The sequence below is a fragment of the Micromonospora globbae genome, from assembly GCF_036184225.1.
Lineage (GTDB): Bacteria > Actinomycetota > Actinomycetes > Mycobacteriales > Micromonosporaceae > Micromonospora > Micromonospora globbae.
Genome location: NZ_CP108084.1, coordinates 4,073,399 through 4,097,231, shown reverse-complemented (window position 1 = coordinate 4,097,231; position 23,833 = coordinate 4,073,399). Strand labels below are relative to the sequence as shown.

Here is a 23,833-nt window from a genome sequence, read left to right as displayed (position 1 = left end):
CTCCCAAAACCAGCGGGGCGGTGGCAGAGTAGCGATCGTGACCAGCACCGCCCTGATTCTTGGCAGCTAGCGCGCCGGCTTCCTCTCCGCCGAGCGCGCAGACCTCCCGCATCCGCGGGGGGTCTTTTTGTTGCTCCCGGCGGCGCCGTCCGGTCGCGGCCCCGACCCACCCGTTCCCGCACCCCGTCCCAGAGAGAGGCATGCGATGAGGTTCCAGGTGTACGACACGACGCTGCGCGACGGCGCCCAGCGGGAAGGGCTCACCTACTCGGTGGTCGACAAACTGGCCGTGGCCCGCCTGCTCGACGAGTTCGGCGTCGGGTTCATCGAGGGCGGCTGGCCGGGCGCGGTGCCGAAGGACACCGAGTTCTTCCGGCGGGCGCGGACCGAGCTGGACCTGCGGCACGCGCTGCTGGTCGCGTTCGGCGCCACCCGCCGGGCCGGCGTCGCGGTCGCCGACGACCCGCAGGTCCGCGCCCTGCTCGACGCGGAGACCCCGGCCGTCGCCCTGGTCGCCAAGGCCGACCTGCGGCACGTCGAGCGGGCGCTGCGCACCACCGCCGCCGAGAACCTCGCGATGATCCACGACACCGTGACGTACCTGGTGGCCGAGGGGCGCCGGGTCTTCGTCGACGGCGAGCACTTCTTCGACGGCTACCGGCACGATCCCGCATACGGGGCCGCGGTGGTGGAGACCGCGCTGGCCGCCGGCGCCGAGGTGATGGTGCTCTGCGACACCAACGGCGGCATGCTGCCGTCCCAGGTCACCGCGGCCATCACCGACCTGACCGCCCGCCTCGGCGTCGCGCCCGAACGGCTCGGCATCCACTGCCAGAACGACACCGCCTGCGCGGTGGCCAACACGATCGCGGCCGTGGAGGCCGGCGTCCGGCACGTGCAGGGCACCGCGAACGGCTACGGCGAACGGCCCGGCAACGCCGACATCTTCGCGGTGGTCGCCAACCTCCAACTCAAGCTCGGGCTGCCCGTCCTACCCGAGGGCTGCCTGGAACAGATGGTGCGGGTCTCGCACGCCATCGCCGAGATCGCCAACATCGCCCCCGACACCCACCAGGCGTACGTCGGGGCCGCGGCCTTCGCCCACAAGGCGGGGTTGCACGCGAGCGCGATCAAGGTCGACCCGTTGCTCTACAACCACGTGGACCCGTCGGTGGTGGGCAACGACATGCGGATTCTGGTGACCGAGATGGCCGGCCGGGCCAGTGTCGAGCTCAAGAGTCGCGAGCTCGGGCTGGACCTGGCCGGCCATCCGGAGACCCTGTCCCGGGTCACCAAGCGGGTCAAGGAGCTGGAGGCGGGTGGCTGGTCGTTCGAGGCGGCCGACGCCTCCTTCGAGCTGCTCGTCCGCTCCGAGCTGCCGGAGGGCGCTCCGGCCCGTCCGTTCGCGCTGGAGTCGTACCGGGTGATCGTCGAGCACCGGGAGGACGGCGCCGTGGTGTCCGAGGCGACCGTCAAGATCCGTGTCCGGGGTGAGCGGGTCATCGCCACCGCCGAGGGGAACGGCCCGGTCAACGCCCTGGACGAGGCGCTGCGGATGGGGCTCGTGCGGCACTACCCGGAGCTGCGCGACTTCGAACTCGCCGACTACAAGGTGCGGATCCTGGAGGGCAGCAGCGGCACCGGCGCGGTCACCCGGGTGCTGCTGGAGACCGTCGACGGCGGCGGTCGCGACTGGACGACCGTCGGCGTGCACCCGAACGTGGTCGAGGCGAGCTGGCACGCCCTCGTGGACGCCCTCACCTACGGGCTCGCCCGCACGAAGGTCTGACCCCGCGGGCCGCTCACCCGGCCGGCAGGGTGAGCGTCGCGAGGACGGGGCGGTGGTCGGAGCCGGGAAGGCGGAGCACGTCGACGGCGCGGGCCGCGATCCGGCGGTCGACCAGGACGTGGTCGATGGTGACCGGAGGGATGGGATCGCCGTCGTACGGTCCCCAGGTGCCGACCAGCCCCTGCCCGGTGGCGTCGGCCGCGTCGACGTAGCCGGTGCGGAGCAGGGCGCGCAGCGGGCCATGGTCGAGGGTGGCGTTGAAGTCGCCGGCCAGGATCCGCAGCGCCCCGTCCGGCGTGGCCGGCGGCTGCGCGGCCAGGTCGGCCCGCCAGTGGCCGGTCTGGTCCAGCGCGTACGGGGCGGCCGGATGGGCGGACTCGACGCGTACCGCCGGCGCGCCGGGGACGGTCACGGTGCCGTACGCCTGGGTGAAGCCCCACGCCCCGCGGTGGGTGCGCACGCCGGCGTCGCCGATCGGGAAGCGTGCGTAGAGGCCCGACCCGGGTGTGCCGTCGAGCGGGTTGAGCTGCCGGTACGGCAGCAGCGTGGCGAGACCGAGCCGGTCGAGTTCGGCCTGCGCCCGGGGTGTGAACTCCTGCACGGCGAGCACGTCGACCCGGTGCCGCCGGACCAGGTCGACGAGGGTGCCCGGGTCGGCGGCGCCGGCGAGCAGGTTGGCGGTGAGCAGCCGGACGGTGGGGCCGCTGACACGGGGCGGCGTCGAGGCGATCGCCCGGGGCGCCACGACGCCGAGCAGCGCCACCGAGGCTACCGCCGCGAGCAGCGCGGGCCAGCGGCGCCGCAGGGCGAGCGCCAGCACCAGGGGCACCGGGCTCCAGGCCGCGACGTACGGCGTGAAGGCGAGCGCCTGCACCAGCGGCCCACGGTCCAGGCCCGCGAGACGCAGTACGGCCCAGGCGGCGGTGGAGGCCGCCGCGAGCCAGCAGAGCGCACCCGCAGCCCTGCGCCACCGGGTGCCGGCCCGCGGTCGCGCGACATGCTCGATCATCCCGGGACGATATCCCCGCGCCGTGCCGCACGGGGGGCGCGAACGGCGGCGGAACAATTTTGTGAATGCTCACCCGTTCACTTCTCACAATTGACGCGGCCGGTCTGCGGACAGTTTTTCGACTCGACGCCGCTATTGACGCCCAGCTTTTTGCGGTGCTACGTTCCACCTGGTCGGCGCTCCGCCACTGTGAGTAGTAATAGCTGCTCAGCAGGGGTGTAGATCGGCGGGAAATGGATGTTGACGGTGCGCGTGGTCCCATTTCTCGGCGATTTGTAACCGGGGTGTCCGGCGAGGAGAACGGCTGTCATCCGTCCCGCCGGTGCGGGTCGGCCGAATTCGCACGGTCACACAAGGGGGACCTGCCATGTCCACACCATTCCGACGCAAGGCGGCCGCGGTCGCGTTCGCCGTCCTCGGGCTCACGCTCGCCGGGGGCGGGGTCGCCATCGCCCAGCCGTCGGCGAAGGCGCCCGACGTCGCCCAGCCGGCGGCGCGCGCCACCAACTCGCAGCCGCCGGTGACGGCGGAGTCGGCCCGTTCGGCGCGGGCCGCCCTCAAGGCCGACGCCACCACGCTGGCGACCACCAACGCGGGCACGGTCGTCAACGCCAACGGCACCAAGGCGCGCGGCACCGGCACCGTCATCAAGTACGGCCCCGGCCAGTACGAGATCCAGTACAGCTACACGGTCACCGCCGCCGTGTTCGTGGCGACCATCGGCCGGCCGGACTCCTGCTGCGTCCCGCCGGCCGGTGAGATCTCCGTGGCCCCGCGGCTCAGCACGCCCAACGCCGTGTTCGTGCAGACCCGCAACTCCGCCGGCACCCCCGTGGACCTGCCGTTCCACCTGGTCGTCCACCGGTACTGACGGGCAACGGCGACGGCCCCCGCGCACCTCGCGGGGGCCGCGTCGTGTCCCCGGCACAACCGGTCTGCGCCGCTCGTGCCGGCCCGGGCCGTCGTCCACCGTCCGGGCGCGTCGTCCCGATCCGGAGGGAAAGGGCCCCTCCGGCGCCGATAATCCGACGTTTGTCGTACGGCCGCCTCGGGAAGCAAGCACCGTGACGGACATCTCGGACACCCTGGCCAGCGTGCCCAGCCCGGTCGAAGCCGAACCGACAACCGCCGAGCTGGAACAGACCCTCTCCGAGGTCAAACGCGTGATCGTCGGGCAGGATCGGCTCGTCGAGCGCCTGCTCGTCGCCCTCCTCGCCGACGGACACTGCCTCCTGGAGGGGGTGCCCGGCGTGGCCAAGACGCTGGCCGCGCAGACCCTCGCCACCGTGGTCGGTGGCTCCTTCTCCCGTATCCAGTTCACGCCCGACCTGGTCCCGTCGGACATCGTCGGCACCCGCATCTACCGCGCCTCCCAGGAGAGCTTCGACATCGAACTGGGGCCGGTGATGGCCAACCTGGTGCTCGCCGACGAGATCAACCGCGCCCCGGCGAAGGTGCAGTCCGCCCTGCTGGAGGCCATGGCCGAACGGCAGGTCTCCATCGGCGGCCGGAGCTACCCCGTCCCGTCGCCGTTCCTGGTGCTGGCGACCCAGAACCCCATCGAGTCGGAGGGGGTCTACCAGCTGCCGGAGGCGCAGCGGGACCGGTTCCTGCTCAAGGTGGTGGTCGACTACCCGACCGACTCCGAGGAACTGGCCATCCTCTACCGGATGAGCACCGACCGGCCCAGCCCGAGACAGGTGCTCGACCCGGAACGGCTGCGGGAGCTGCAGTCCCGCGCCGAGCGCGTGTTCGTCCACCACGCCCTCGCCGAGTACGTGGTCCGGCTCATCCTGGCCACCCGCGACCCGGGACGGTTCGGGCTGTCCGAGATCGCCCCGATGCTCGCGTACGGCGCCAGCCCGCGCGCCACCCTCGGGCTGGTGGCCGCCGCCCGGGCCCAGGCGCTGCTGCGCGGCCGGGAGTACGTGCTGCCCGAGGACATCCGTGACCTGGCCGGAGACGTGTTGTCGCACCGCCTGGTGCTCACGTTCGACGCGGTGGCCGACGGCGTCACGGCCGAGTCGGTGGTGCGGCGGCTCGTCGAGGCGGTGCCCCTGCCCCGGTTGGCGACGCAGCCGGAACAGGCGTCGGACCTGGCGGCGGCATGAGGCGCACCGGCAGGACCGCCGTGGCGCCGCAGGCCGATCCGGGCCTCGCCGACCTCGCCCCGGACCAGCGGCTGCGGCGGCTGGAGCTGACCGTCACCCGGCGGCTGGACGGGCTGCTGCACGGCCAGTACCGCGGCCTGCTGCCCGGCCCGGGCAGCGAACCGTCCGGCAGCCGCGAGTACCGGCCAGGGGAGGACGAGGTGCGCCGGATGGACTGGGCGGTCACCGCCCGCACGGCGGTGCCGCACGTCCGCGAGGTCGACGCCGACCGGGAGCTGACCACCTGGCTGCTGGTCGACGCGAGCCCCAGCATGGAGTTCGGCACGGCGGAACTGGACAAGCGCGAGCTGTCCGTGGCGGCCGTGGCGGCCGTCGGCTTCCTCACGGCGGGCGTGGGCAACCGTCTCGGCGCCCTGCTGCTCACGCCGGCGGGGCTGCGCCGGTTTCCCGCCCAGAGCGGCCGGACCCACCTCCTGGGCATGCTCCGGGCCCTGCTGGGGGCGCCGCGCGCCGGCGGGTACGACCGGCCGCCCACGCCGCCGGACCTGGCCGACGCGCTGGCCGGCGTGCAGCGCGTGGCCACCCGGCGGGGGCTCGTCGTCGTGGTCAGCGACTTCCTCGACGGGCTGCCGGAGGATCCCGACCCCCCACCGCCCTGGGAACGGACCCTGCGGCGGCTGGCCGCCCGGCACCAGGTGCTCGCCGTCGAGGTGACCGACCCGCGTGAGCTGGAGCTGCCCGACGTCGGACTGGTCACGCTGGTGGACCCGGAGACCGGACGCCGCCGGGAGGTCTGCACGTCCGACCGCCGGCTGCGGGAGCGCTACGCGGCGGCCGCGGCCAGCCAGCGTGACCAGGTACGACAGGCGTTGCGGCGCAGCGGCGCGACGCACCTGTCCCTGCGTACCGACCGCGACTGGTGCGCCGACATCGCGCGGCACGTGCAGGCCCAGCGTCGTCTCGCGGCGCTTCCCGCCGGGCGTCCGGTGCGGGGAGGTGGCGCGTGACCTGGTTGTCGCCGGGCCGGCTGTGGCTGCTGCTCGGAGTCCTCGCGCTGGCCGTGGGCTACCTGCTCGTGCAGCGGCGACGCAGCCGGTACGCCGTCCGCTTCACCAACCTGCGCCTGCTGGACCGGATCGCGCCGGAGCGTCCGGCGTGGCGCCGGCACGTGCCCGCCGGGCTCTTCCTGGCCATGCTGGCGCTGCTGGTGGTCGGCTTCGCCCGTCCCACGGCCGAGGTGCGGGTGCCCCGGGAACGGGCCACCGTGATGGTGGCCGTGGACGTGTCGACCTCGATGCTCGCGACCGACGTCGACCCGGACCGGCTCGCCGCGGCCAAGGGCGCGGCGCAGCGCTTCGTGGACGGGCTGCCCGACGAGTTCAACGTGGGGTTGGTGGCGTTCGCCGGCAGCGCGGCGGTGCTGGTGCCGCCCGGCACCGACCGGGAGGCGCTGCACGAGGGGATCAACCGGCTCGCCGAGGGGGTCACCGGTGTGCAGGGCACCGCCATCGGCGAGGCGATCAACACCTCGCTCGGCGCCGTGAAGGGCCTCGACAGCCAGGCGGCGACGGAGCCGCCACCGGCCCGGATCGTGCTGCTCTCCGACGGGGCGAACACCTCGGGGCTGGACCCGATGGAGGCCGCCGCGGAGGCGGTGGCCGCGAAGGTGCCGGTCCACACGATCTCCTTCGGGACGCCGAACGGGTTCGTGGACCGGGGCGGGCGGCCGATCCAGGTGCCCGTGGACGGGCAGACCCTCCTGGCGGTCGCCGAGGAGACGGGCGGGATGTTCCACGAGGCCACCACCGCCGACGAGCTGCGCGCGGTCTACGACGACATCGGCACCTCGGTCGGCTACCGCACCGAACGGCAGGACGTCTCGGCCCGCTTCATCGGTCTCGGGCTGGTGCTCGCGATGGGTGCGGCGGCCGGCTCGATGCGCTGGTTCTCCCGCCTGCCCTGACGCCCGGCAGGCCGGGGACCGGGGCGGGCCGCAGGACACCGACGTGAGGAGTACGCATGGCAGTGCAGACCGGACTGGGCGAGCCCCGCGGTCCCTGGTTCGTCTCGCCCGAACTCGACCCGGACGGGCGGACGCGGTGGGACGGGCCCGGATCGGGACGGGAGGGTGGCCCGCGCTGGCGTGGCCGGTTGCTGGCCGCGCTGGGGGTGGTGCTGCTGTCGACCGCCTCCGGCGCCGCGGCCGGGGGCTGGGTGGCCAGCCGCGACGGCGCGCCGGGGGAGACGGCCGCCTCGGCCGCGCCGGTGCCCGCGGAGCTGGTCACGGCCGCCGAGCGGACCGTGCCCGGGGTGGTGTCGGTGCTGGTCGGTGGCGGCGGACGGACGGGGGCCAGCGGCTCCGGGTTCGCGATCGACAACGAGCAGCACATCATCACCAACGACCACATCCTCGCGAAGGGCGGCGACGGGTCCGTCACCGTCGAGCTTCCCGACGGCCGGCGCTACGCGGCCGAGGTCGTCGGCCGGGAGGCGCGCAGCGACCTGGCGGTGCTCAAGGTGCCGCCGGACGCGGGCCTGTCCGCGCTGCCCCTGGCCAAACCGAACTCCACCCGGGTCGGCGAGCCGGTGCTGGCGGTCGGCTCGCCGCTGGGGCTCGCGGGCACGGTCACGGCCGGGATCGTCAGCGCGCTCAACCGGCAGGTGCGGCTGGGCGCCAACCGGCACACGGCCGTGCAGACCGACGCCTCGATCAATCCGGGCAACTCCGGTGGTCCGCTCGTCAACGCGCGGGGCGAGGTCGTCGGGGTGAACACGGCCATCGCCACGATCGACGGCAACGGGTCGATCGGCATCGGGTTCGCCATCCCGATCGAGCAGGTGCAGCAGACGGCCGACACCATCATCGGCAAGGGCGGGTGAGTCCCGGCACCGGCGGATACGGGCTGGTGGGAAGCCGTCCTGTTGTCGGATATCCGGCCCGGGACCATCGGGCCATGGAAATATTACGGTGAGTATGGATACTGGCGTGGGTGGAGCGTCCTCTCATCGCGGTCCTCCTGCTGGCGGGCCTGCTCATCGGGTGTGGTGTGGGCTCGGCGTACACGCGTGCGCGGCGTGGTTGGGCCGACTACCAGGCGGCGAAGAAGACCGTGCCGGTCGCCCGCCGGACGGCCTGGCTGCTGATCCGGGCGGTCACCACCAAGGTCGGTGTGATCGCCCTGCTGTTGATCGGTGCGGTCGCGTACGCGGCGGTGGGCCCCGACGAGGAGACGGCCGGCCCGGCGCCGAGTCCGTCGGTGACCTCGAGCGAGCGTCCGGGGCGTTAGCCTCGGGGTGTGGATGGCGAGATGCGGGTGACCGACCGGTGGGTCGTCCCCGCGGCCGAGCTTCGGGAACGTTTCTCCCGGTCGTCGGGCCCCGGCGGCCAGGGGGTCAACACCGCCGACACGCGGGTCGAGCTGAGTTTCGACCTGGCCGGCTCGCCGAGCGTGCCCGAGTCCCTGCGTGCCCGGGCGTTGGACCGGCTCGCCAACCGCCTGGTCGACGGCGTCGTGACCGTCACGGCGAGCGAGCACCGGGCCCAGTTGGCCAACCGGGAGGCCGCGCGGGAGCGGCTCGCGGCGCTGCTGCGGGAGGCCGTGGCCCCGCCACCCCCGCCGCGTCGCCCGACCCGCCCGTCCCGCGGCGCCAAGGAGCGGCGGCTGGCCGAGAAGAAGCGCCAGTCCCAGCGCAAGCGCGACCGTCGCGTCGACGGCGAGTAACACCTCCTGACCGGTGAGCGTCAGGGGGTCCGGCCGCCTGCGAGTGACAGAATTTGGAATCTGTCATCTGACGGCTGTAGTCTCCATACCGTCAACCACGGTGAGAGGACAGCCATGGACACTCGCAAGCTCGGCAGCACCGGCCCGACCGTCTCCGCCCTCGGGCTCGGGCTGATGGGCATGTCCGACCTCTACGGCGCCGCCGACGAGGCCGAGAGCATCGCCACCATCCACGCGGCGCTGGACGCCGGCGTGACCCTGCTCGACACGGGCGACTTCTACGGCATGGGGCACAACGAGATGCTGCTCCGTGACGCGCTGCGCGGCCGGAACCGGGACGACGTGGTCATCAGCGTCAAGTTCGGCTCGCTGCGCGACCCGGAGGGCGGCTGGCTCGGCTCCGACGTGCGCCCGGCCGCGATCAAGAACTTCCTCGCGTACACGCTGCGCCGCCTGGGCACCGACCACGTGGACATCTACCGGCCGTCCCGGATCCACTCCGACGTGCCCGTCGAGGACGTCGTCGGGACGCTCGGCGAGCTGGTCACCGCCGGGTACGTCCGCCACGTCGGCCTCTCCGAGGTCGGCGCGGAGACCCTGCGCCGCGCGCACAAGGTGCACCCGATCTCGGACCTGCAGATCGAGTACTCGCTGATCTCGCGCGGCATCGAGAGCGAGATCCTCCCGGTCGCCCGCGAGCTGGGCGTCGGCGTGACCGCGTACGGGGTGCTCTCCCGGGGCCTGATCAGCGGGCACTGGTCGGCGCAGCGTACGACCGCGCCGACCGACTTCCGTACCCACCTGCCCCGGTTCACCGGGGAGAACCTGGACCGCAACCTCGCCCTCGTGGAGCAGCTGCGGACGATCGCGGAGGCGCGCGGCGTCACGGTGGCCCAGATCGCCATCGCCTGGGTGCTCGGCCGAGGCGTCGACGTGGTGCCGCTGATCGGCGCCCGCCGGCGGGACCGCCTCACCGAGGCCCTCGGCGCGGCCCGGGTCGACCTGACCGAGGCCGACCTGGCCGCCATCGAAGCCGCGGTGCCCGCCGACGCGGTCGCCGGCACCCGCTACGACGCGGCGCACATGGCGATCCTGGACAGCGAGCGGCCATGACCGGGTGGCGGGTCGCCGCGCCGCGCCGGCCCGGGGGATCGCGCTGGTCTTCGCCCGCGCCGGCGCCCCACCCGGCCGGGACGGGCCCACCGGCGTCCCACCGGGCCGGGACGGGCCCACCGGCGCCCGTCCCGGCCGGGCCGGTGGGGGTCGCCGTGACGCGCGGTGCCCCATCGGGGAGGCTGGGGTGATGAGCACCGACCCGGGCACCCTCTCCGCCGAGCGCATCCTGGACACCGCCGAGGAGGTGCTGCGCCGCTTCGGCCCGGCGAAGGCCACCGTGCTGGACGTGGCACGGGCGCTCGGCGTCAGCCACGGCAGCGTGTACCGGCACTTCCCGAGCAAGGCCGCACTACGGGCCGCGGTCGCGGAACGGTGGCTGGCCCGGGTCTCCACACCGCTGGTCGAGATCGCCACCGGCGAGGGTCCGGCCGCCGACCGGCTGCGCCGGTGGCTGCGCGAACTGAGCCGGTCCAAGCGCCGGATCGCCCGCGAGGACCCGGAGCTGTTCGACAACTTCCAGCGGCTCGCGGCGCAGCTCGAGGACGTGGTGGCCACCCACCTCGAGGTGCTGGCCGGTCAGCTCGCGGTGATCGTGGCCGACGGGGTGGCCGCCGGGGAGTTCACCGCCGCCGACCCGGCGCTCGCCGGCCGCGCGGTGCTCCAGGCCACCGCGCGGTTCCACCACCCCGCGCACGTCAGCGAGTGGACCGAGCCGGGCCTGGAGGACGACATGGCCGCCGTGGTCGCGCTGCTGATCGACGGCCTGCGTACCCGCCCGGCCGGCTGAGCGCACCGCCGCGCCGGTCCCCGGCCCGCGGTCACCCGAGGAGCCGGTCGCACTCGTCGACCAGCCGGGCCCGCAGGGGCGCGGCGCGCTCGGCGAACGACCGTTGCGCCTGCACGTACTCGTGCCGGCCCTCGACCGTCTCCACCCGCACCGGCGGGTAGCCCAGGGCGGACAGGTCGTACGGGGAGGCGCGCATGTCGAGCGTGCGGATCTCCCTCGCCAGCTCGAAGCAGTCCGCCACCAGCTCGCTGGGGACCAGCGGCGAGAGCTTGTACGCCCACTTGTAGAGGTCCATGTTCGCGTGCAGGCAGCCCGGCTGCTCGTGCGCGTGCTGGGTCTCCCGGGTCGGGTTGAGCAGGTTCAGCGGCCGGGCCGGGGCCGTGAAGAACCGGTACGCGTCGAAGTGGCTGCACCGGATCCGGTTCGCCTCGACCGTCCGGGCGGTCTCCTCCGGGCTGAGCCGCAGCGGCCACGCGTTGTGCCGCACCTCCGCCTGGGTCTGCCGGTAGACCATGGCCCACTCGTGCATCCCGAAGCAGCCGAGGTGCGGCTGGCGGCCGGCGGTCGCCGCGAGCAGCGTACGGATCCACCGGATCGACTCCGCGCGCCGCGCGCGTACGGCGGCGGTGTCGAGCGTGACCCCGGCGGCGACGGGCCGGTAGTCGCGGCCGAACTCGGCCGGGTCGGCGTCGCGCAGCTCGACCCCCGCGCCCGGATGCCAGCGGCGCAGCTGGGCGGGACGGTGCGAGTAGTACGTGAAGAGGAAGTCCTCGACCGGGTGCTTCTCGCCCCGGCGCCGCCGGGCCAGGTGCGGGCCGAGCCAGGCGTCGACCCGTTCCTCGTGGGCGCGACGCCGCCGCCGCCAGTCCGCCGCGTCGAGCACGGCGACGGGGGCGAGGGCGGCGGTCACCGACCCAGCGTACGACCGCCGCCCGTGGGCCGGTCAGGGCACGTCCACCCGCACGCCGGCCGAGAACACGCCGCTGCGCAGCTCCAACTGCTCCGGCGGCTCCCGGCCGTCGACGGTGAAGACCAGCGGCAGGACCGTCCGGCTGCCGGCGGCGAGCGGCTGGGCGAAGACGTCCCGTCCCAGGTTGGCCATCCGGGTGGCCGGCACGTCGGTGGTCACCCACCGGCCGCCCGGCAGGTACGCCCGTTGCAACTCGCCGTGCCAGGCCTGGTGCTCCGCCGTGAGGTTGCGCACCCCGACGGTGGCCTGGCACTGGCGACGGGACGCGGCGCCGGCCGGGGAGCAGGCCATCCGGTAGACGGTGAACTCGAAGGCCGACTCCCGCAGCGGCACGCCGACGACCCCGGACGCGCTGGTCCCGTGCCAGGCGCCACTCGTGGGGCGGCTGTCGGTGTCGACGGAGGTGACCTGGCGGGTGGCCGTCCAACCGGCCACGCCGACCACGCCCACGACCACCGCCGCCGCGCCCGAGACCAGCAACCAGACCGGCGGGGTGCGCCGCCGCGCCGCCGACCGGGGCGCCGCCGGACGCGGGTAGACGGTGCCGCGGCCCTGGCGGGGGTCGACGACGGGACGGCCACGGTCGGCGAGGGCGGCCGCGACCGGGCGGCGCCGTCGCCGCCACAACAACCAGGCGGTCACCGCGGCGAGAACCACGACCGCCGCCGCCACGCCGATCAGCACCGGGGTCCGGCGCCACGGCGGGGTCGCGGCCGGCTTCGCGGCCGGGGCCGCCGCGTTCCAGGTGGCGGTGGCACAGTCGTACGGCCGGTTGCCGTCGCTGGTGAACGCGCACGCGGGCGCCGTCACCGCCTGGCCCGTCGGGGCCGCCGCCAGCGAGGTGTTCAGGGTCGTGACGCTGCGGGCCGGCAGCTTCAGCCGCCAGGTGACCTCGCTGGCGTCGTGGCCGGCGATCCGGCTGGTCCGGCCGCCGGCGGTGACGAGCGAGGGGGCGGCCCCGGGCGGCAGTTCCTGCCGGACCGTCGTGTCCACGGCGGTGTTGCCGGTGTTGCGGACGTGGATCCGGTACGCCGGTGCCGGCGTGGGCGCCGGGGCCACCGCCACGGTGACCGGTGGCCGGGGTGGCGGCGGCATCGCCCGGGTGGGCGTGGGCACCGCCGGCGGCGCCGAGGGCATGCTCGGCCGGTCCGAGGCCGGGTCCGAGGGTGTGGGCTGTGCCACCGCGGCCGGTCTGGGCCGTGCGGCCGCCGGGTCGGGAGCCACCGCGGGCAGGGCCGGCACGGCGGCGAGGAGACCGAGGCAGTGGACGAACACCGCGAGGGCCTTGTGGTGTCGTGTCGATGCAGGCATGCGAACGAACCTCCGGAGCCGACGCTAGGGGCGGGGACACGTCGTGCGGGTATGAAGTGGCGAAACCCGCCCCCTGCAGCGGTCGTTCGCGTAGGCTGCGCGTCCCGACGTCACCACGCGGGCAGGCTGCGCGCCTGCCGTGGCAGGTCGGCGCGCACCGCCCGCCGTACCGGGATCGCCCGGCGGCGGGGCTAGATTTGCGTGGTGCGTATCGCTCGTTTCGCTCATGCCAAGGGAATGTCGTTCGGGGTCGTCGAGGGCGAGCCGGAGGCCGGGCCGCAGGGCCTGACCGTCGCCGAGATCGAGGGGCACCCGTTCGGCCAGATATCGTTCACCGGCGCCCGTTGGGCGCTCTCCGACGTACGGCTGCTCTCGCCGATCCTGCCGAGCAAGGTGGTGTGTGTCGGCCGCAACTACGCCGAGCACGCCGCCGAGCACGGCAGCGAGGTGCCCAAGGAACCCCTGCTCTTCCTCAAGCCGTCGACCTCGGTGATCGGGCCCCGCGACGCGATCCGGCTGCCGATCTTCTCGAAGCAGGTCGAGCACGAGGCGGAGCTGGCCGTGGTGATCGGCGCGCCGGGGGCGCGCCGTGCCGACCGGGCCGCCGCCGAGCGGGCCATCTTCGGCTACACCTGCGCCAACGACGTGACGGCCCGGGACCTGCAGCGCTCCGACGGCCAGTGGACCCGGGCGAAGGGCTTCGACTCGTTCTGCCCGCTCGGGCCGTGGATCACCACCGGCCTGGACGTGTCGGACCTCGAAATCCGCTGCGAGGTCGGCCCCGACCCGGACGCGCTGGAGGTGCGGCAGCTCGGCCGTACGCGGGACATGGTCTTCGACGTGCCGGCGCTCGTGTCGTACATCTCACACGTGATGACGCTGCTCCCCGGCGACGTCGTGCTGACGGGCACACCGGCGGGGGTTAGTCCCCTCACCGACGGGGATACGGTGAGCGTGCGGATCGAGGGGATCGGCGAGCTCACCAACCCGGTGGTGCCGGTCGCCTGATCCGGGCTCCGACGCCGCGGAACCCCTGGTCACCTGGGGTTCGTGGGGTTGGATTTGGCCTGTCGGCGGCGGGAGGGTAAAGTTCATTCCCGGCGCCGCAAGGGGCCATTGGGGTATGGGGTAATTGGCAGCCCGACTGATTCTGGCTCAGTTAGTCTAGGTTCGAGTCCTGGTACCCCAGCAGCCGGTGTTCGTGAGAATGTCGGTCGCTGACTCTTGTCAGAAGGCCGCATCGACCCCGTGAAGGGGTCGGGCGGCGTTCTGGTAGGGTTCAGCGGCGCCGCTCACAGGAGCGGTGAGGGAAGAAGGTTCTGGCCCCGTCGTCTAGCGGCCCAGGACGCCGCCCTCTCAAGGCGGTAGCGCCGGTTCGAATCCGGTCGGGGCTACATTCGCGGCCCGTCTCGCTTCGGCGAGGCGGGCCGTTCTCCTTTTGCCGGGTCTACCCACCCGGACCCGGTTCACACCCCGCCCACGGGCGCCGCTAAACTCAGCGGGCGCCGTCCGGCAGGGCGGTGGAGCACGGAACGTGCCTGGCCCCGTCGTCTAGCGGCCCAGGACGCCGCCCTCTCAAGGCGGTAGCGCCGGTTCGAATCCGGTCGGGGCTACACCTGCGGAACGGCCCGCCTCGCCACGCGAGGCGGGCCGTTCCCGTCCGTCCCCTCCGCGCCCGCCCCCGTCCCCGTCCCGTCCCCGCTCCCGGCCCTTCCCGGGCCCGCTCCCGGTGATCATGAGGTTGGCGGGGCCCGGGGAGATCGAACCGCCCGTCAACCTCATGATCACGCGGGTCGGGTGAGCGCCCGGGAGCCGGTCAGAGGCCGCTCAGGCGTTGACCGGCGCGGACGACGGCCATGGCGTGCCGCTCGCCCGGACGGCGGCCCAGGCGCTCGATCGGCCCGGAGATGCTGATCGCCGCGATCACCCGGCCGGTCCGGTCCCGGATCGGCGCCGAGACGCTCGCCACACCGGCCTCCCGCTCGGCCACGCTCTGCGCCCAGCCGCGCCGGCGCACCTCGGCGAGGGTGCGGCCGGTGAACTTGGACCGCGGCAGCAGCGGCATGACCGCCTCCGGCGGCTCCCAGGCGAGGAGGATCTGCGCCGCGGACCCGGCCGTCATCGGCAGGACCGACCCGACCGGGACCGTGTCCCGGAGCCCGCTGGCCCGCTCCGCGGCGGCCACGCAGATCCGCTCGTCCGCGCGGCGCAGGTAGAGCTGGGCGCTCTCGCCGGTGGCGTCGCGCAGCGCGGCCAGCAGCGGCTCCGCGGCGGTCAGCAGGACGTCCGGCGCCGCGTTGGCGAGCTCGCCGAGCCGTGGCCCGGGGCGCCAGCGGCCCTGCGTGTCGCGTACCAGCATCCGGTGGATCTCCAGGGCCTGGGCCAGCCGGTGCGCCGTGGCCCGGGGCAGCTTCGTGCGTTCAACGAGTTCGGCCAGGCTGGCGCCGTCGACGCAGGCGGCGAGGATGACCACCGCCTTGTCGAGAACGCCGACACCGCTCATACTGTGTCCCACAAGCCGAAATTTACCTCCCAGAATTTAGGATGTCCAGATGGTGGGAGTCACTCCTGAGCCGAGGACCCTGGCCGAGAAGGTCTGGGACGCGCACGTCGTACGGTCCGCCTCCGGTGAGCCGGACCTGCTCTACATCGACCTGCACCTGCTGCACGAGGTGACCAGCCCGCAGGCGTTCGACGGGCTGCGGCTCGCCGGCCGCCGGGTGCGCCGTACCGACCTGACGATCGCGACCGAGGACCACAACACCCCGACCGGCTACGCCGACCCGGCGTTCCGCGCGCGGCGCGGCGACCTGCTCACCGTCGCCGACCCGACCTCGCGCACCCAGCTCGAGACGCTGCGGCGCAACTGCGCCGAGTTCGGGGTCCGCCTGCACCCGCTGGGCGACGAGAACCAGGGCATCGTGCACGTCATCGGCCCGCAGCTCGGGCTCACCCAGCCCGGCATGACCATCGTCTGCGGCGACTCGCACACGGCCACGCACGGGGCGTTCGGGGCGCTCGCGTTCGGCATCGGCACGAGCGAGGTCGAGCACGTGCTGGCCACCCAGACGCTGCCGCAGAGCCGGCCGAAGACGATGGCCGTGACCGTGAACGGGCAGCTCGCGCCCGGGGTGACCGCCAAGGACCTGGTGCTCGCCCTCATCGCGAAGGTCGGCACCGGCGGGGGCCGCGGCCACATCGTCGAGTACCGCGGCGAGGCGATCCGCGCCCTGTCCATGGAAGGCCGGATGACGGTCGCCAACATGTCCATCGAGTGGGGTGCCAAGGCCGGCATGATCGCGCCGGACGAGACGACGTTCGCGTACCTCAAGGGGCGGCCCCACGCGCCGCAGGGCGCCGACTGGGACGCCGCCGTCGCCCACTGGCGGACGCTTGCCACCGACGAGGTCGCGACGTTCGACGCCGAGGTGACCCTCGACGCCTCCGAGGTGACGCCGTTCGTCACCTGGGGCACGAACCCGGGCCAGGGCGCGCCGCTGAGCGGGCGGGTGCCGGACCCGGAGGAGTTCGTCACCGAGCCCGAGCGGGCCGCGGCCCGGCGCGCGCTGGAGTACATGGACCTGCGGCCCGGCACGGCGCTGCGCGACCTGGCCGTCGACGTGGTCTTCGTGGGCTCCTGCACCAACGGCCGGCTGGAGGACCTGCGCGCCGCCGCCGACGTGCTGCGCGGGCGCAAGGTGGCCGACGGGGTGCGGATGCTCGTGGTGCCGGGCTCGGCCGCGGTCCGCGAGGCCGCCGAGGCGGAGGGGCTCGACAAGGTGTTCACCGACGCGGGTGCCGAGTGGCGCTTCGCCGGCTGCTCCATGTGTCTCGGCATGAACCCGGACACGCTGCGGCCGGGCGAGCGCTCCGCCTCCACCTCCAACCGCAACTTCGAGGGCCGCCAGGGCCGGGGCGGGCGTACGCACCTGGTCTCCCCGCCGGTCGCCGCCGCCACCGCGGTGGTGGGCCGGCTGGCCGCTCCCGCCGATCTGTAGAGGGGACACCGATGGAGAGCTTCACCACCCACACCGGCACCGCCGTGCCGCTGCGCCGTTCCAATGTGGATACCGATCAGATCATCCCGGCCGTGTACCTCAAGCGGGTGATCCGAACGGGTTTCGCCGACGGGCTCTTCAGCGCCTGGCGGGAGGACCCGACATTCGTCCTGAACGATTCCGCGTATTCGGGGGCGTCGATTCTGGTGGCCGGTCCGGAGTTCGGCACCGGATCCTCCCGGGAGCACGCCGTCTGGGCCCTGCGCGACTGGGGCTTCCGGGCGGTCATCGCCCCCCGGTTCGGCGACATCTTCCGCGGCAACGCTCTCAAGGAGGGTCTGCTGCCGGTCGAGTTGGAATTGAAAGCGGTCGAGGAACTCTGGGATCTCGTCGAGTCCGACCCCACCACCCCGGTCACCGTCGACCTGACCGCCCGCGAGGTCCGCGCCGGGGACGCCACCTGGTCGTTCCCGCTGGACGACTTCAGCCGGTGGCGGTTGATGGAGGGCTTGGATGACATTGGACTCACCCTCCGGCACGAGGCCGAGATCAGCGCCTACGAGGCGAAGCGGCCGTCCTTCCTGCCGTCCGTCGTGTAGCCGTACGCGCCGCACGCACAACGGATTCGCCCCCACCGGCCCGCCGGTGGGGGCGAATCCGTTACGACACAAGGGCTTTTTTCCACCGAATGTTTGTGTCCCGGCAGCACAGGGCATACCGTGCGCGCAGAATGGCTCGCGTCGAGTCAGTTGCACAATCGGGAGGAAGTCGTGAACAAGGCCGAGCTCATCGAGGCGCTCGCCGTTCGCCTGGGGGACCGGAAGACGGCGACGGCCGCGCTCGACGCGGTCCTCGCTGAGGTCCAGGCGGCGGTCACCAAGGGCGAGAAGGTGGCGATCACCGGTTTCGGAGCGTTCGAAAAGCGCGTACGGGGCGCGCGAACAGCCCGGAACCCCCGGACCGGCGAGGCGGTGAAGGTCAAGAAGACGTCCGTCCCGACCTTCCGGCCCGGCGCCGGTTTCAAGGAGATGGTGGCCAGCGGCAAGGTGCCGAAGGCCACGGCGGCGGCGAAGAAGACCACCGCGGCCGCCAAGACCACCGGTGCCAAGGCGACGGGCGCGAAGGCGACCGGCGCGAAGGCCACGGGTGCCAAGGCCACCGGCGCCAAGGCCACGGCCGCCGCGAAGAAGACCACGGCGAAGAAGACCGCGGCCAAGGCGACCAAGACCACCGCGGCGACCAAGACCGCCAGCAAGAAGGCCGCCCCGGCGCGGAAGACCGCCGCGGCGGGCCGGACCGCCGCGGCGAAGAAGACCGCGGCCAGCAAGAGCACCACGGCGAAGAAGGCGCCGGCGAAGAAGGCCCCGGCGAAGAAGGCGGCCACCCGCCGCTGAACGACAGGGCACGAAGGGCGTCCACCGCGAGGGTGGGCGCCCTTCGCGCGTACGGAGGCGTTGACCCCGCCCGCCGCCGCGCCGACAATCGCGGTGCCGGCCACCCCCGCCGGCGTCGACGGGAGGCGCCCGGTGCGTCAACGCCAACTCGCCACGGCCCTCGTCGCGCTGGGCGTCGTCCTCCTCACCGACGTGCTGCGCGTCTGGCTGCCCGGCATCATCACCATCTTCGGGCAGGCGGCCTCCACCCCGGCGGAACTCATGGGGGCGTTCGCCCTCGGCTGGTTCGTCCTGGCCCTCGCCGCGCCGGCGCTGATCCGCCGCGCCGGCTCCCGCCCGGTGACCCTCGCGGCGGCCGCCCTGCTGGCCGGTACGCGCCTCGCGCTGACAGCCACACCGGGCGGCCGGACGCAGCTCTGGCTCGCCACCGCCGGCCTCGTGGCCGGGCTGGTCTGGCTCGCCGGCACCGCCGCCACGACCGAACGCCCGGTGCCGGGCCTGGCCGTCGGGCTGGCCGTCGCCGCCGCGGGGCACGCCGTCCTCGACACGTACGACCTGGTCTGGTGGGGCCGTTGGGAGGCCTGGCTGGTCAGCGCCGTGCTCGTGGTGCTGTTCCTGGCCGGGCACGCGCGACGGCCCGTACCGTCGGGGCCCGGCGGCGCGCGGGCGTGGTTGCTGGCCGGCCCGGCGCTGCTGCTGGCCGGCATGGTGGCGCTCTCCCCGGCGCTCGCCCGCACGGCCAACTCGTACCTCCAGGGCGACCCGGGTGTCGCCCGGTCCCCCCTGCTCGGTCTCGCGCCGCTGCCGGTCGCGGTCGCCGTCTTCCTGGTCGCCGCCCTCACGGGAGCGTTCGTGTCGTCCCCGTGGGCGCGGGTGGCCGGGCCGGCGGCCCTGCTGGCCGGCGCCGTGCTGTTCGCCCTCGACCGCGGGAACCTGCTGCTGCCGGCACTGCTGCTCACCGCCGTGGGCCTCGGCGCGTGCCTGGCGCGAACCGGTACGGGGCCGGTCGCCGGCACCGGCGGACCGGCCGTCGACGCCGGACACACCGCCCACGGACCGCCCGCCGACGGGTCGGCCGTCGACGGCGAGGCCACCGCCGGTCGTGCCCCGGCCACCGCCGGTCGTGCCCCGGCCGCCGGCACCGCCCGGGCGGGGGCCCGCCGGGCGTACGCGGCCACGGCCGGGATGCTCGTGTTCGCGCTCGCGGCCGTCGCCTACTACTCCGCCTACGACCTCGGTTACCCGAACGGCTGGGTGCCGGTGGCGGTGGCCGGGCTGGTGGCCGCCGTCGCCCTGACGGCCGGTCCCGTCGGCGATCCGGCACCCCGGGCGCTGCCTCCCGTCCGGACCACCGCGGCGGTCACGGCGCTGGCCCTGCTCGCCCCCCTGGTGGCCGACGACGTGGCGGTCGTCGGCAACCGGAGCGGCCCGCCCTCCCGCCTGACCGTGGCGGCGTACAACATCCGGATGGGCTTCGGGCTGGACGGCCGCCTCGACCTCCCGGGCCTGGCCGGGATCCTGCGACGGCAGGACCCCGACGTCGTGGTGCTCAGCGAGGTCGACCGGGGCTGGCTGCTCAACGGCGGGCACGACACCCTCGACCTGCTCGCCGACCGGCTCGGCATGGCGTACGTCTTCGCACCCGCCGCCGATCCGCTCTGGGGCGACGCGGTGCTGAGCCGCTGGCCGGTCACCGCCCCCCGCACCCTTCCGCTGCCCGCCGTCGGCGCACCCACCGGCGCGCAGGCCCTGGCGGTCACCGTCGACCTCGGCGACGGGGTACGGCCGGCGGTGGTGAGCACCCACCTGCAACCGCCACCGGGCCGCCAACCGGTCGTCCAGGCCCGCGCGGTGGCGGAGTTCGCGACCGCGTACGCGGGCGGACGGCCGCTGGTGGTGGCGGGGGACATGAACACCGAGCCCGGCGACGCGGCGTTCGCGGAGTTCACCCGTGCCGGGCTCGTGGACGCGCTGGCCGCGGCCCGGCCGTTGCCCACCAGCCCCGCCGACCGGCCCCGCGAGCAGATCGACCACGTGTTCGTGACGCCAGACCTGCGACCCGGTGACGTGGCGGCGCCGCCCGGCACGGCGAGTGACCACCTGCCCGTCGTGGTGACCCTCACCCTGCCGCCGGCCTGAGGCCGCCCCCGCGAGCGCCACCCCGGCCCGGCGAGGCCACGACGGCCGGCCGCGACGGGGAACGCGGGTCAGAGACGCTCGGCGGCGAGGAGCGTCTCGTGTGCGAAGGCGAGCAGCCAGCCGCCGCCCTTCGGGGTCGTGAAGTCCGCACCCACGCGGCCGGTGAGCCGTTCCAGCGCGCCCGGGATCACCCTGCCCTGGCTGCACACCGCGACCTGGCCGCCGGCCCGCGCCAGCTCCACGAGGCGGCCGGCGAGGGCGAGGGACCGCTCGTCGCGTTGCTGGCCGGGGCGGGGCTCGTCGAGGTCGCCGCAGACCTCGATGGGCAGGTCCAGGGCGGCGGCGGCCGGGTCGAGCGTCTGGACGCACCGCCGGGCCGACGCGGAGAGCAGCCGGGCGGGGCGTACGAGGGCCACCAGCTCGGCCAGGGCACGGGCCTGCGCCCACCCCTCCGCGTCGAGAGGGCGCCCGGTGTCGGGGCCGGACCAGGTGCCCCGGGCGCCGGCATGACCGTGCCGCACGAGCAGCACCGTCGCGGTGACCGGGGGCAGGGCGGCGAACGCGCCCAGCACCTCGGCGTCGTGCGGGTAGCTGACCAGCCGCACCGCCTCGTCCGCCGGAAGCCAGCGCACGTCGTCAACCTCGGTGCCGGGCTGGAACCCGCCGTTGGCCACCGCCCGCATGGACCAGTAGTCGACCACCTTGGGCCGTCCCTCGCTGCGGTAGCGCGCCGACGGCAACCGGACCTGCGGCACCGCCCGCACGTCGGTCTCCTCGGCGACCTCGCGGACCGCGGCGACCAGCGGGTGTTCGGCCGGCTCCAGCTTCCCCTTCGGCAACGACCAGTCGCCGTAGCGGGGCCGGTGCACGAGGCAGACCTCGACGCCGCCTGGCCCCGGGCGCCACGCCACCCCGCCGGCCGCCCGGATCTCCGTCACCGCGGCCCTCCGGCGCGCGCCGGCCGGCGCAGCCGCGGGGCGGGCACCGTACGGGCGGCCGGGACGAGGTCCGGGCCGCCGGCGGCGTCGTCCGGCGCGGGGCGCGCGGGAAGGCCGTGGGCCGCGCCTCGGCGCCGCTGTCGAGTCACCCCGTCAGCCTATGCCCGGGCCGGTCAGCCCGCGGTGCCGCCGACCCGGCTCAGCAGCAGTTCCTGAAGGTGGGCGCGCGGCTCGTCCGCCGTGCCGGCCCGGCGCGTCCAGGTGCCGTCGGCCGCCAGCTCGAACGCCTCCACGTCCGGGCTCATGGCCTCGGTCAGCACGTGGGCCAGCTCGGCGCGGGCCACCGGGTCGGTCACCTGCACCAGCGCCTCGACCCGCCGGTCCAGGTTCCGGTGCATGAGGTCGGCCGACCCGATCCAGATCTCCCCGTCGCCGTCGTTGCCGAACCGGAAGACGCGGGAGTGCTCCAGGAACCGGCCGAGGATCGAGCGGACCCGGATGTTCTCCGACAGGTCCGGCACCCCCGGCCGCAGCGCGCACATCCCCCGGATCAGCAGGTCGACGTGGACGCCCGCCCGGGACGCCCGGTAGAGGGCGTCGATGACGGCCTCGTCGACCAGCGCGTTCACCTTGAACTGGACCAGGCCCGGCATGCCCAGCCGGACGTGGGTGATCTCGCGTTCGATCCGCTCGACGAGGCCGCGCCGGATGCCCTGCGGCGCCACGAGCAGCCGCCGGTACGCCGTCTGCCGGCTGTAACCGGTGAGCACGTTGAACAGGTCGGTGAGGTCGGCGCCGATCTCCGGGTCGGCCGTCAGCATGCCGAAGTCCTCGTAGAGCCGGGCGGTCTTCGGGTGGTAGTTGCCGGTGCCGATGTGGCAGTAGCGGCGGATCTGGTTGCCTTCCTGCCGCACCACGAGCGCCGTCTTGCAGTGCGTCTTCAGGCCGACGAGGCCGTACACGACGTGGCAGCCGGCCCGCTCCAGCGTGCGGGCCCAACCGATGTTGGCCACCTCGTCGAAGCGGGCCTTCACCTCGACGAGCACCACCACCTGCTTGCCGGCCGCGGCGGCGTCGACGAGCGCGTCGACGATCGGGGAGTCACCGCTGGTGCGGTACAGGGTCTGCTTGATGGCCAGCACGTTCGGGTCGGCGGCGGCCTGCTCGATGAAGCGCTGCACGCTCGTCGCGAACGAGTGGTACGGGTGGTGCACCAGGATGTCCCCGTCGCGCAGGGTGGCGAAGACGCTGCGCGGCACCTCCCCCTCGGTGAGCCGGGGGTGCGTGGCCGGCACGAACGGCTTGTCCTTCAGGTCCGGCCGGTCCGCCTCGTCGTACAACTGCCACAGCGCGGACAGGTCGAGCAGGCCGGGCACCCGCAGCACGTCCTGGTCGTCCATGTCCAGCTCACGGACGAGCAGGTCGAGCATGTGGTCGCTGATCGAGGCGGCCACCTCCAGGCGTACGGGCGGCCCGAACCGGCGGCGGGCCAGCTCCCGCTCCAGCGCCTGGAGCAGGTCCTCGTCCCGGTCCTCGTCGACCTCCACCTCGGCGTTTCGGGTGACCCGGAACAGGTGGCACTCGACGACCTGCATGCCGGAGAACAGCTGGCCCAGGTGCACCGAGATGAGGTCCTCGACGGGAAGCATCCGCACCCCGGGCCGGTCCCGGTGCACCCGGACGAAGCGGGGCACGTTGTTGGGGACCTTCACGCGGGCGAACAGCTCCGACCCGCCGTCCGGGTCGCGGACCGCCACCGCCAGGTTGAGCGACCGCCCCGAGATGTACGGGAACGGGTGCGCGGGGTCCACCGCCAGCGGCGTGAGCACCGGGAAGATCTGCTCCCGGAAGTACGTGCGCAGCCGTTCCCGCTCGTCGTCGTCCAGGTCGCTCCAGCGCATGATGCGGACGTCCTCGTCGGCGAGCTTCGGCAGGACGTCGTCGACGAAGCAGGCGGCGTGCCGGGCCACCAGGGTGGCGGTCTTCTCGGCGATCAGCGCCAGCTGGGTCCGCAGGGGCGTCCGGTCGCCGCCGCGGACCGGCAGGCCCGCCTGCAGGCGGCGCTTCAGGCCGGCCACCCGGACCATGTAGAACTCGTCGAGGTTGCTGGCGAAGATGGCCAGGAACTTGACCCGCTCCAGCAGGGGCGTACGCGGGTCCTCGGCGAGCGCGAGGACCCGGGCGTTGAAGTCGAGCCAGGAGAGTTCCCGGTTGAGGAAGCGGTCCTCGGGCAGCGCCGGGGCGCTCTGCTCGTCGTCGGGGCGTACCGGCGCGGGGCCCGCCTCGGCGACCGGGTCCAGCGCCTCCTCCAGACCGGAGGAGGCGGACGCCGCGTCGGCCGCGGGGACGTCGGTGCGGGCGGCCCGGGTGTGCTCGACGCGGTCCTCGCCGCCGTCGGCCGGCCGGTCGGCCCGGAAGCGGCCGTCGGTGCCGCGAAGGCGGGTGCCGTTGCGGGCCCCGGACGGGTCGGTCGAGGAGGTGGCGGGTCGCTCGCGAGGGGTGCTCACCCGCTCATAATCACCCGATTCCGGTAAACGGAAAATGAACTT

The 23,833-nt window shown here is 74.2% G+C and carries 21 protein-coding genes and 3 tRNA genes; 18 read left to right on the top strand and 6 right to left on the bottom strand.

What is annotated here, in order from left to right; genetic code table 11:
* The first annotated feature begins 205 nt into the window (after positions 1 to 205).
* Positions 206 to 1,789, top strand: a complete 1,584-nt coding sequence (gene cimA, locus OG994_RS18195; protein WP_328850418.1) for a citramalate synthase — start codon at positions 206 to 208, stop codon at positions 1,787 to 1,789.
* Between the two features lie 13 nt (positions 1,790 to 1,802).
* On the opposite strand, the gene OG994_RS18190 is transcribed toward cimA, so the two are convergent.
* Complete coding sequence (locus OG994_RS18190) at positions 1,803 to 2,798, bottom strand: endonuclease/exonuclease/phosphatase family protein (RefSeq protein WP_328850417.1); 996 nt, start codon at positions 2,796 to 2,798, stop codon at positions 1,803 to 1,805.
* Between the two features lie 367 nt (positions 2,799 to 3,165).
* On the opposite strand from OG994_RS18190, the gene OG994_RS18185 reads away from it, so the two are divergent.
* From OG994_RS18185 to OG994_RS18145, 9 genes are all read left to right on the top strand, one after another.
* On the top strand, positions 3,166 to 3,669 hold the full coding sequence (locus OG994_RS18185) for a hypothetical protein (protein ID WP_328850416.1): 504 nt from the start codon (positions 3,166 to 3,168) through the stop codon (positions 3,667 to 3,669).
* A gap of 193 nt (positions 3,670 to 3,862) precedes the next feature.
* Positions 3,863 to 4,909, top strand: coding sequence for an AAA family ATPase (locus OG994_RS18180; RefSeq protein WP_328850415.1), 1,047 nt, complete (start codon positions 3,863 to 3,865; stop codon positions 4,907 to 4,909).
* A complete protein-coding gene (locus tag OG994_RS18175; protein ID WP_328850414.1) occupies positions 4,906 to 5,916 on the top strand; it encodes a DUF58 domain-containing protein in 1,011 nt (336 codons plus the stop codon). Before OG994_RS18180 ends, OG994_RS18175 begins: the two co-directional genes overlap by 4 nt.
* Positions 5,913 to 6,872, top strand: a complete 960-nt coding sequence (locus OG994_RS18170) for a VWA domain-containing protein (RefSeq protein ID WP_120328557.1) — start codon at positions 5,913 to 5,915, stop codon at positions 6,870 to 6,872. Before OG994_RS18175 ends, OG994_RS18170 begins: the two co-directional genes overlap by 4 nt.
* Before the next feature lie 56 nt (positions 6,873 to 6,928).
* Entirely contained in the window at positions 6,929 to 7,789 is an 861-nt protein-coding gene (locus tag OG994_RS18165; RefSeq protein ID WP_328850413.1) for a S1C family serine protease, read from the top strand.
* A gap of 110 nt (positions 7,790 to 7,899) precedes the next feature.
* On the top strand, positions 7,900 to 8,196 hold the full coding sequence (locus tag OG994_RS18160) for a hypothetical protein (RefSeq protein ID WP_120328555.1): 297 nt from the start codon (positions 7,900 to 7,902) through the stop codon (positions 8,194 to 8,196).
* A gap of 9 nt (positions 8,197 to 8,205) precedes the next feature.
* Positions 8,206 to 8,631 (top strand): alternative ribosome rescue aminoacyl-tRNA hydrolase ArfB, encoded by a 426-nt coding sequence (gene arfB / locus OG994_RS18155; protein ID WP_120328554.1) that lies wholly within the window; start codon positions 8,206 to 8,208, stop codon positions 8,629 to 8,631.
* A gap of 114 nt (positions 8,632 to 8,745) precedes the next feature.
* A complete protein-coding gene (locus tag OG994_RS18150; RefSeq protein WP_120328553.1) occupies positions 8,746 to 9,744 on the top strand; it encodes an aldo/keto reductase in 999 nt (332 codons plus the stop codon).
* A 190-nt stretch (positions 9,745 to 9,934) separates the two neighbouring features.
* Complete coding sequence (locus OG994_RS18145) at positions 9,935 to 10,534, top strand: TetR family transcriptional regulator (protein WP_328850412.1); 600 nt, start codon at positions 9,935 to 9,937, stop codon at positions 10,532 to 10,534.
* Positions 10,535 to 10,565: 31 nt separating this feature from the next.
* On the opposite strand, the gene OG994_RS18140 is transcribed toward OG994_RS18145, so the two are convergent.
* Both OG994_RS18140 and OG994_RS18135 read right to left on the bottom strand, forming a co-directional pair.
* On the bottom strand, positions 10,566 to 11,444 hold the full coding sequence (locus tag OG994_RS18140) for a 3-methyladenine DNA glycosylase (protein WP_328850411.1): 879 nt from the start codon (positions 11,442 to 11,444) through the stop codon (positions 10,566 to 10,568).
* Between the two features lie 33 nt (positions 11,445 to 11,477).
* Positions 11,478 to 12,815, bottom strand: a complete 1,338-nt coding sequence (locus OG994_RS18135; protein WP_328850410.1) for a hypothetical protein — start codon at positions 12,813 to 12,815, stop codon at positions 11,478 to 11,480.
* A 204-nt stretch (positions 12,816 to 13,019) separates the two neighbouring features.
* Here OG994_RS18135 and OG994_RS18130 point away from each other — a divergent pair, with 204 nt between their 5' ends.
* The 4 genes from OG994_RS18130 to OG994_RS18115 all read left to right on the top strand — a co-directional run bounded on the left by OG994_RS18130 (position 13,020) and on the right by OG994_RS18115 (position 14,428).
* Positions 13,020 to 13,823 carry a fumarylacetoacetate hydrolase family protein gene (locus OG994_RS18130; protein ID WP_120328653.1) on the top strand — a complete coding sequence of 268 codons (804 nt, stop codon included), beginning with the start codon at positions 13,020 to 13,022 and terminating at the stop codon, positions 13,821 to 13,823.
* A gap of 109 nt (positions 13,824 to 13,932) precedes the next feature.
* Positions 13,933 to 14,004 (top strand) — tRNA-Gln (locus OG994_RS18125).
* 132 nt (positions 14,005 to 14,136) lie between these two features.
* Positions 14,137 to 14,209: transfer RNA gene (locus OG994_RS18120), tRNA-Glu, on the top strand.
* A 146-nt stretch (positions 14,210 to 14,355) separates the two neighbouring features.
* A tRNA-Glu gene (locus OG994_RS18115) sits at positions 14,356 to 14,428 on the top strand.
* A gap of 203 nt (positions 14,429 to 14,631) precedes the next feature.
* Here the strand turns inward: OG994_RS18115 and OG994_RS18110 are convergent.
* The gene (locus tag OG994_RS18110) at positions 14,632 to 15,318 is read right to left on the bottom strand and encodes an IclR family transcriptional regulator (protein ID WP_013284529.1); all 687 of its coding nucleotides are present in this window, start codon (positions 15,316 to 15,318) and stop codon (positions 14,632 to 14,634) included.
* A gap of 49 nt (positions 15,319 to 15,367) precedes the next feature.
* Between OG994_RS18110 and leuC the strand changes: the two genes are divergently transcribed.
* The 4 genes from leuC to OG994_RS18090 all read left to right on the top strand — a co-directional run bounded on the left by leuC (position 15,368) and on the right by OG994_RS18090 (position 20,346).
* The gene (gene leuC / locus OG994_RS18105; RefSeq protein ID WP_328850409.1) at positions 15,368 to 16,813 is read left to right on the top strand and encodes a 3-isopropylmalate dehydratase large subunit; all 1,446 of its coding nucleotides are present in this window, start codon (positions 15,368 to 15,370) and stop codon (positions 16,811 to 16,813) included.
* An 11-nt stretch (positions 16,814 to 16,824) separates the two neighbouring features.
* Positions 16,825 to 17,412, top strand: a complete 588-nt coding sequence (gene leuD / locus OG994_RS18100) for a 3-isopropylmalate dehydratase small subunit (RefSeq protein WP_328850408.1) — start codon at positions 16,825 to 16,827, stop codon at positions 17,410 to 17,412.
* Positions 17,413 to 17,583: 171 nt separating this feature from the next.
* A complete protein-coding gene (locus OG994_RS18095) occupies positions 17,584 to 18,207 on the top strand; it encodes an HU family DNA-binding protein (protein WP_192902126.1) in 624 nt (207 codons plus the stop codon).
* 132 nt (positions 18,208 to 18,339) lie between these two features.
* The gene (locus OG994_RS18090; protein ID WP_328850407.1) at positions 18,340 to 20,346 is read left to right on the top strand and encodes an endonuclease/exonuclease/phosphatase family protein; all 2,007 of its coding nucleotides are present in this window, start codon (positions 18,340 to 18,342) and stop codon (positions 20,344 to 20,346) included.
* A gap of 68 nt (positions 20,347 to 20,414) precedes the next feature.
* Here OG994_RS18090 and OG994_RS18085 read toward each other — a convergent pair whose 3' ends face one another.
* Together OG994_RS18085 and OG994_RS18080 are read right to left on the bottom strand one after the other, a co-directional pair.
* Positions 20,415 to 21,284 carry an NUDIX hydrolase gene (locus OG994_RS18085; protein ID WP_328850406.1) on the bottom strand — a complete coding sequence of 290 codons (870 nt, stop codon included), beginning with the start codon at positions 21,282 to 21,284 and terminating at the stop codon, positions 20,415 to 20,417.
* A 173-nt stretch (positions 21,285 to 21,457) separates the two neighbouring features.
* A complete protein-coding gene (locus OG994_RS18080) occupies positions 21,458 to 23,791 on the bottom strand; it encodes an RNA degradosome polyphosphate kinase (protein ID WP_328850405.1) in 2,334 nt (777 codons plus the stop codon).
* Positions 23,792 to 23,833 lie beyond the last annotated feature (42 nt).

Coding starts and splice junctions, on each gene's coding strand:
- OG994_RS18145 (WP_328850412.1), top strand. CDS start 9,935: ATGAGCACCGACCCGGGCACCCTCTCCGCCGAGCGCATCCTGGACACC.
- OG994_RS18185 (WP_328850416.1), top strand. CDS start 3,166: ATGTCCACACCATTCCGACGCAAGGCGGCCGCGGTCGCGTTCGCCGTC.
- OG994_RS18190 (WP_328850417.1), bottom strand. CDS start 2,798: ATGATCGAGCATGTCGCGCGACCGCGGGCCGGCACCCGGTGGCGCAGG.
- leuD (WP_328850408.1), top strand. CDS start 16,825: ATGGAGAGCTTCACCACCCACACCGGCACCGCCGTGCCGCTGCGCCGT.
- leuC (WP_328850409.1), top strand. CDS start 15,368: ATGGTGGGAGTCACTCCTGAGCCGAGGACCCTGGCCGAGAAGGTCTGG.
- OG994_RS18110 (WP_013284529.1), bottom strand. CDS start 15,318: ATGAGCGGTGTCGGCGTTCTCGACAAGGCGGTGGTCATCCTCGCCGCC.
- OG994_RS18175 (WP_328850414.1), top strand. CDS start 4,906: ATGAGGCGCACCGGCAGGACCGCCGTGGCGCCGCAGGCCGATCCGGGC.
- OG994_RS18165 (WP_328850413.1), top strand. CDS start 6,929: ATGGCAGTGCAGACCGGACTGGGCGAGCCCCGCGGTCCCTGGTTCGTC.
- OG994_RS18150 (WP_120328553.1), top strand. CDS start 8,746: ATGGACACTCGCAAGCTCGGCAGCACCGGCCCGACCGTCTCCGCCCTC.
- cimA (WP_328850418.1), top strand. CDS start 206: ATGAGGTTCCAGGTGTACGACACGACGCTGCGCGACGGCGCCCAGCGG.
- OG994_RS18135 (WP_328850410.1), bottom strand. CDS start 12,815: ATGCCTGCATCGACACGACACCACAAGGCCCTCGCGGTGTTCGTCCAC.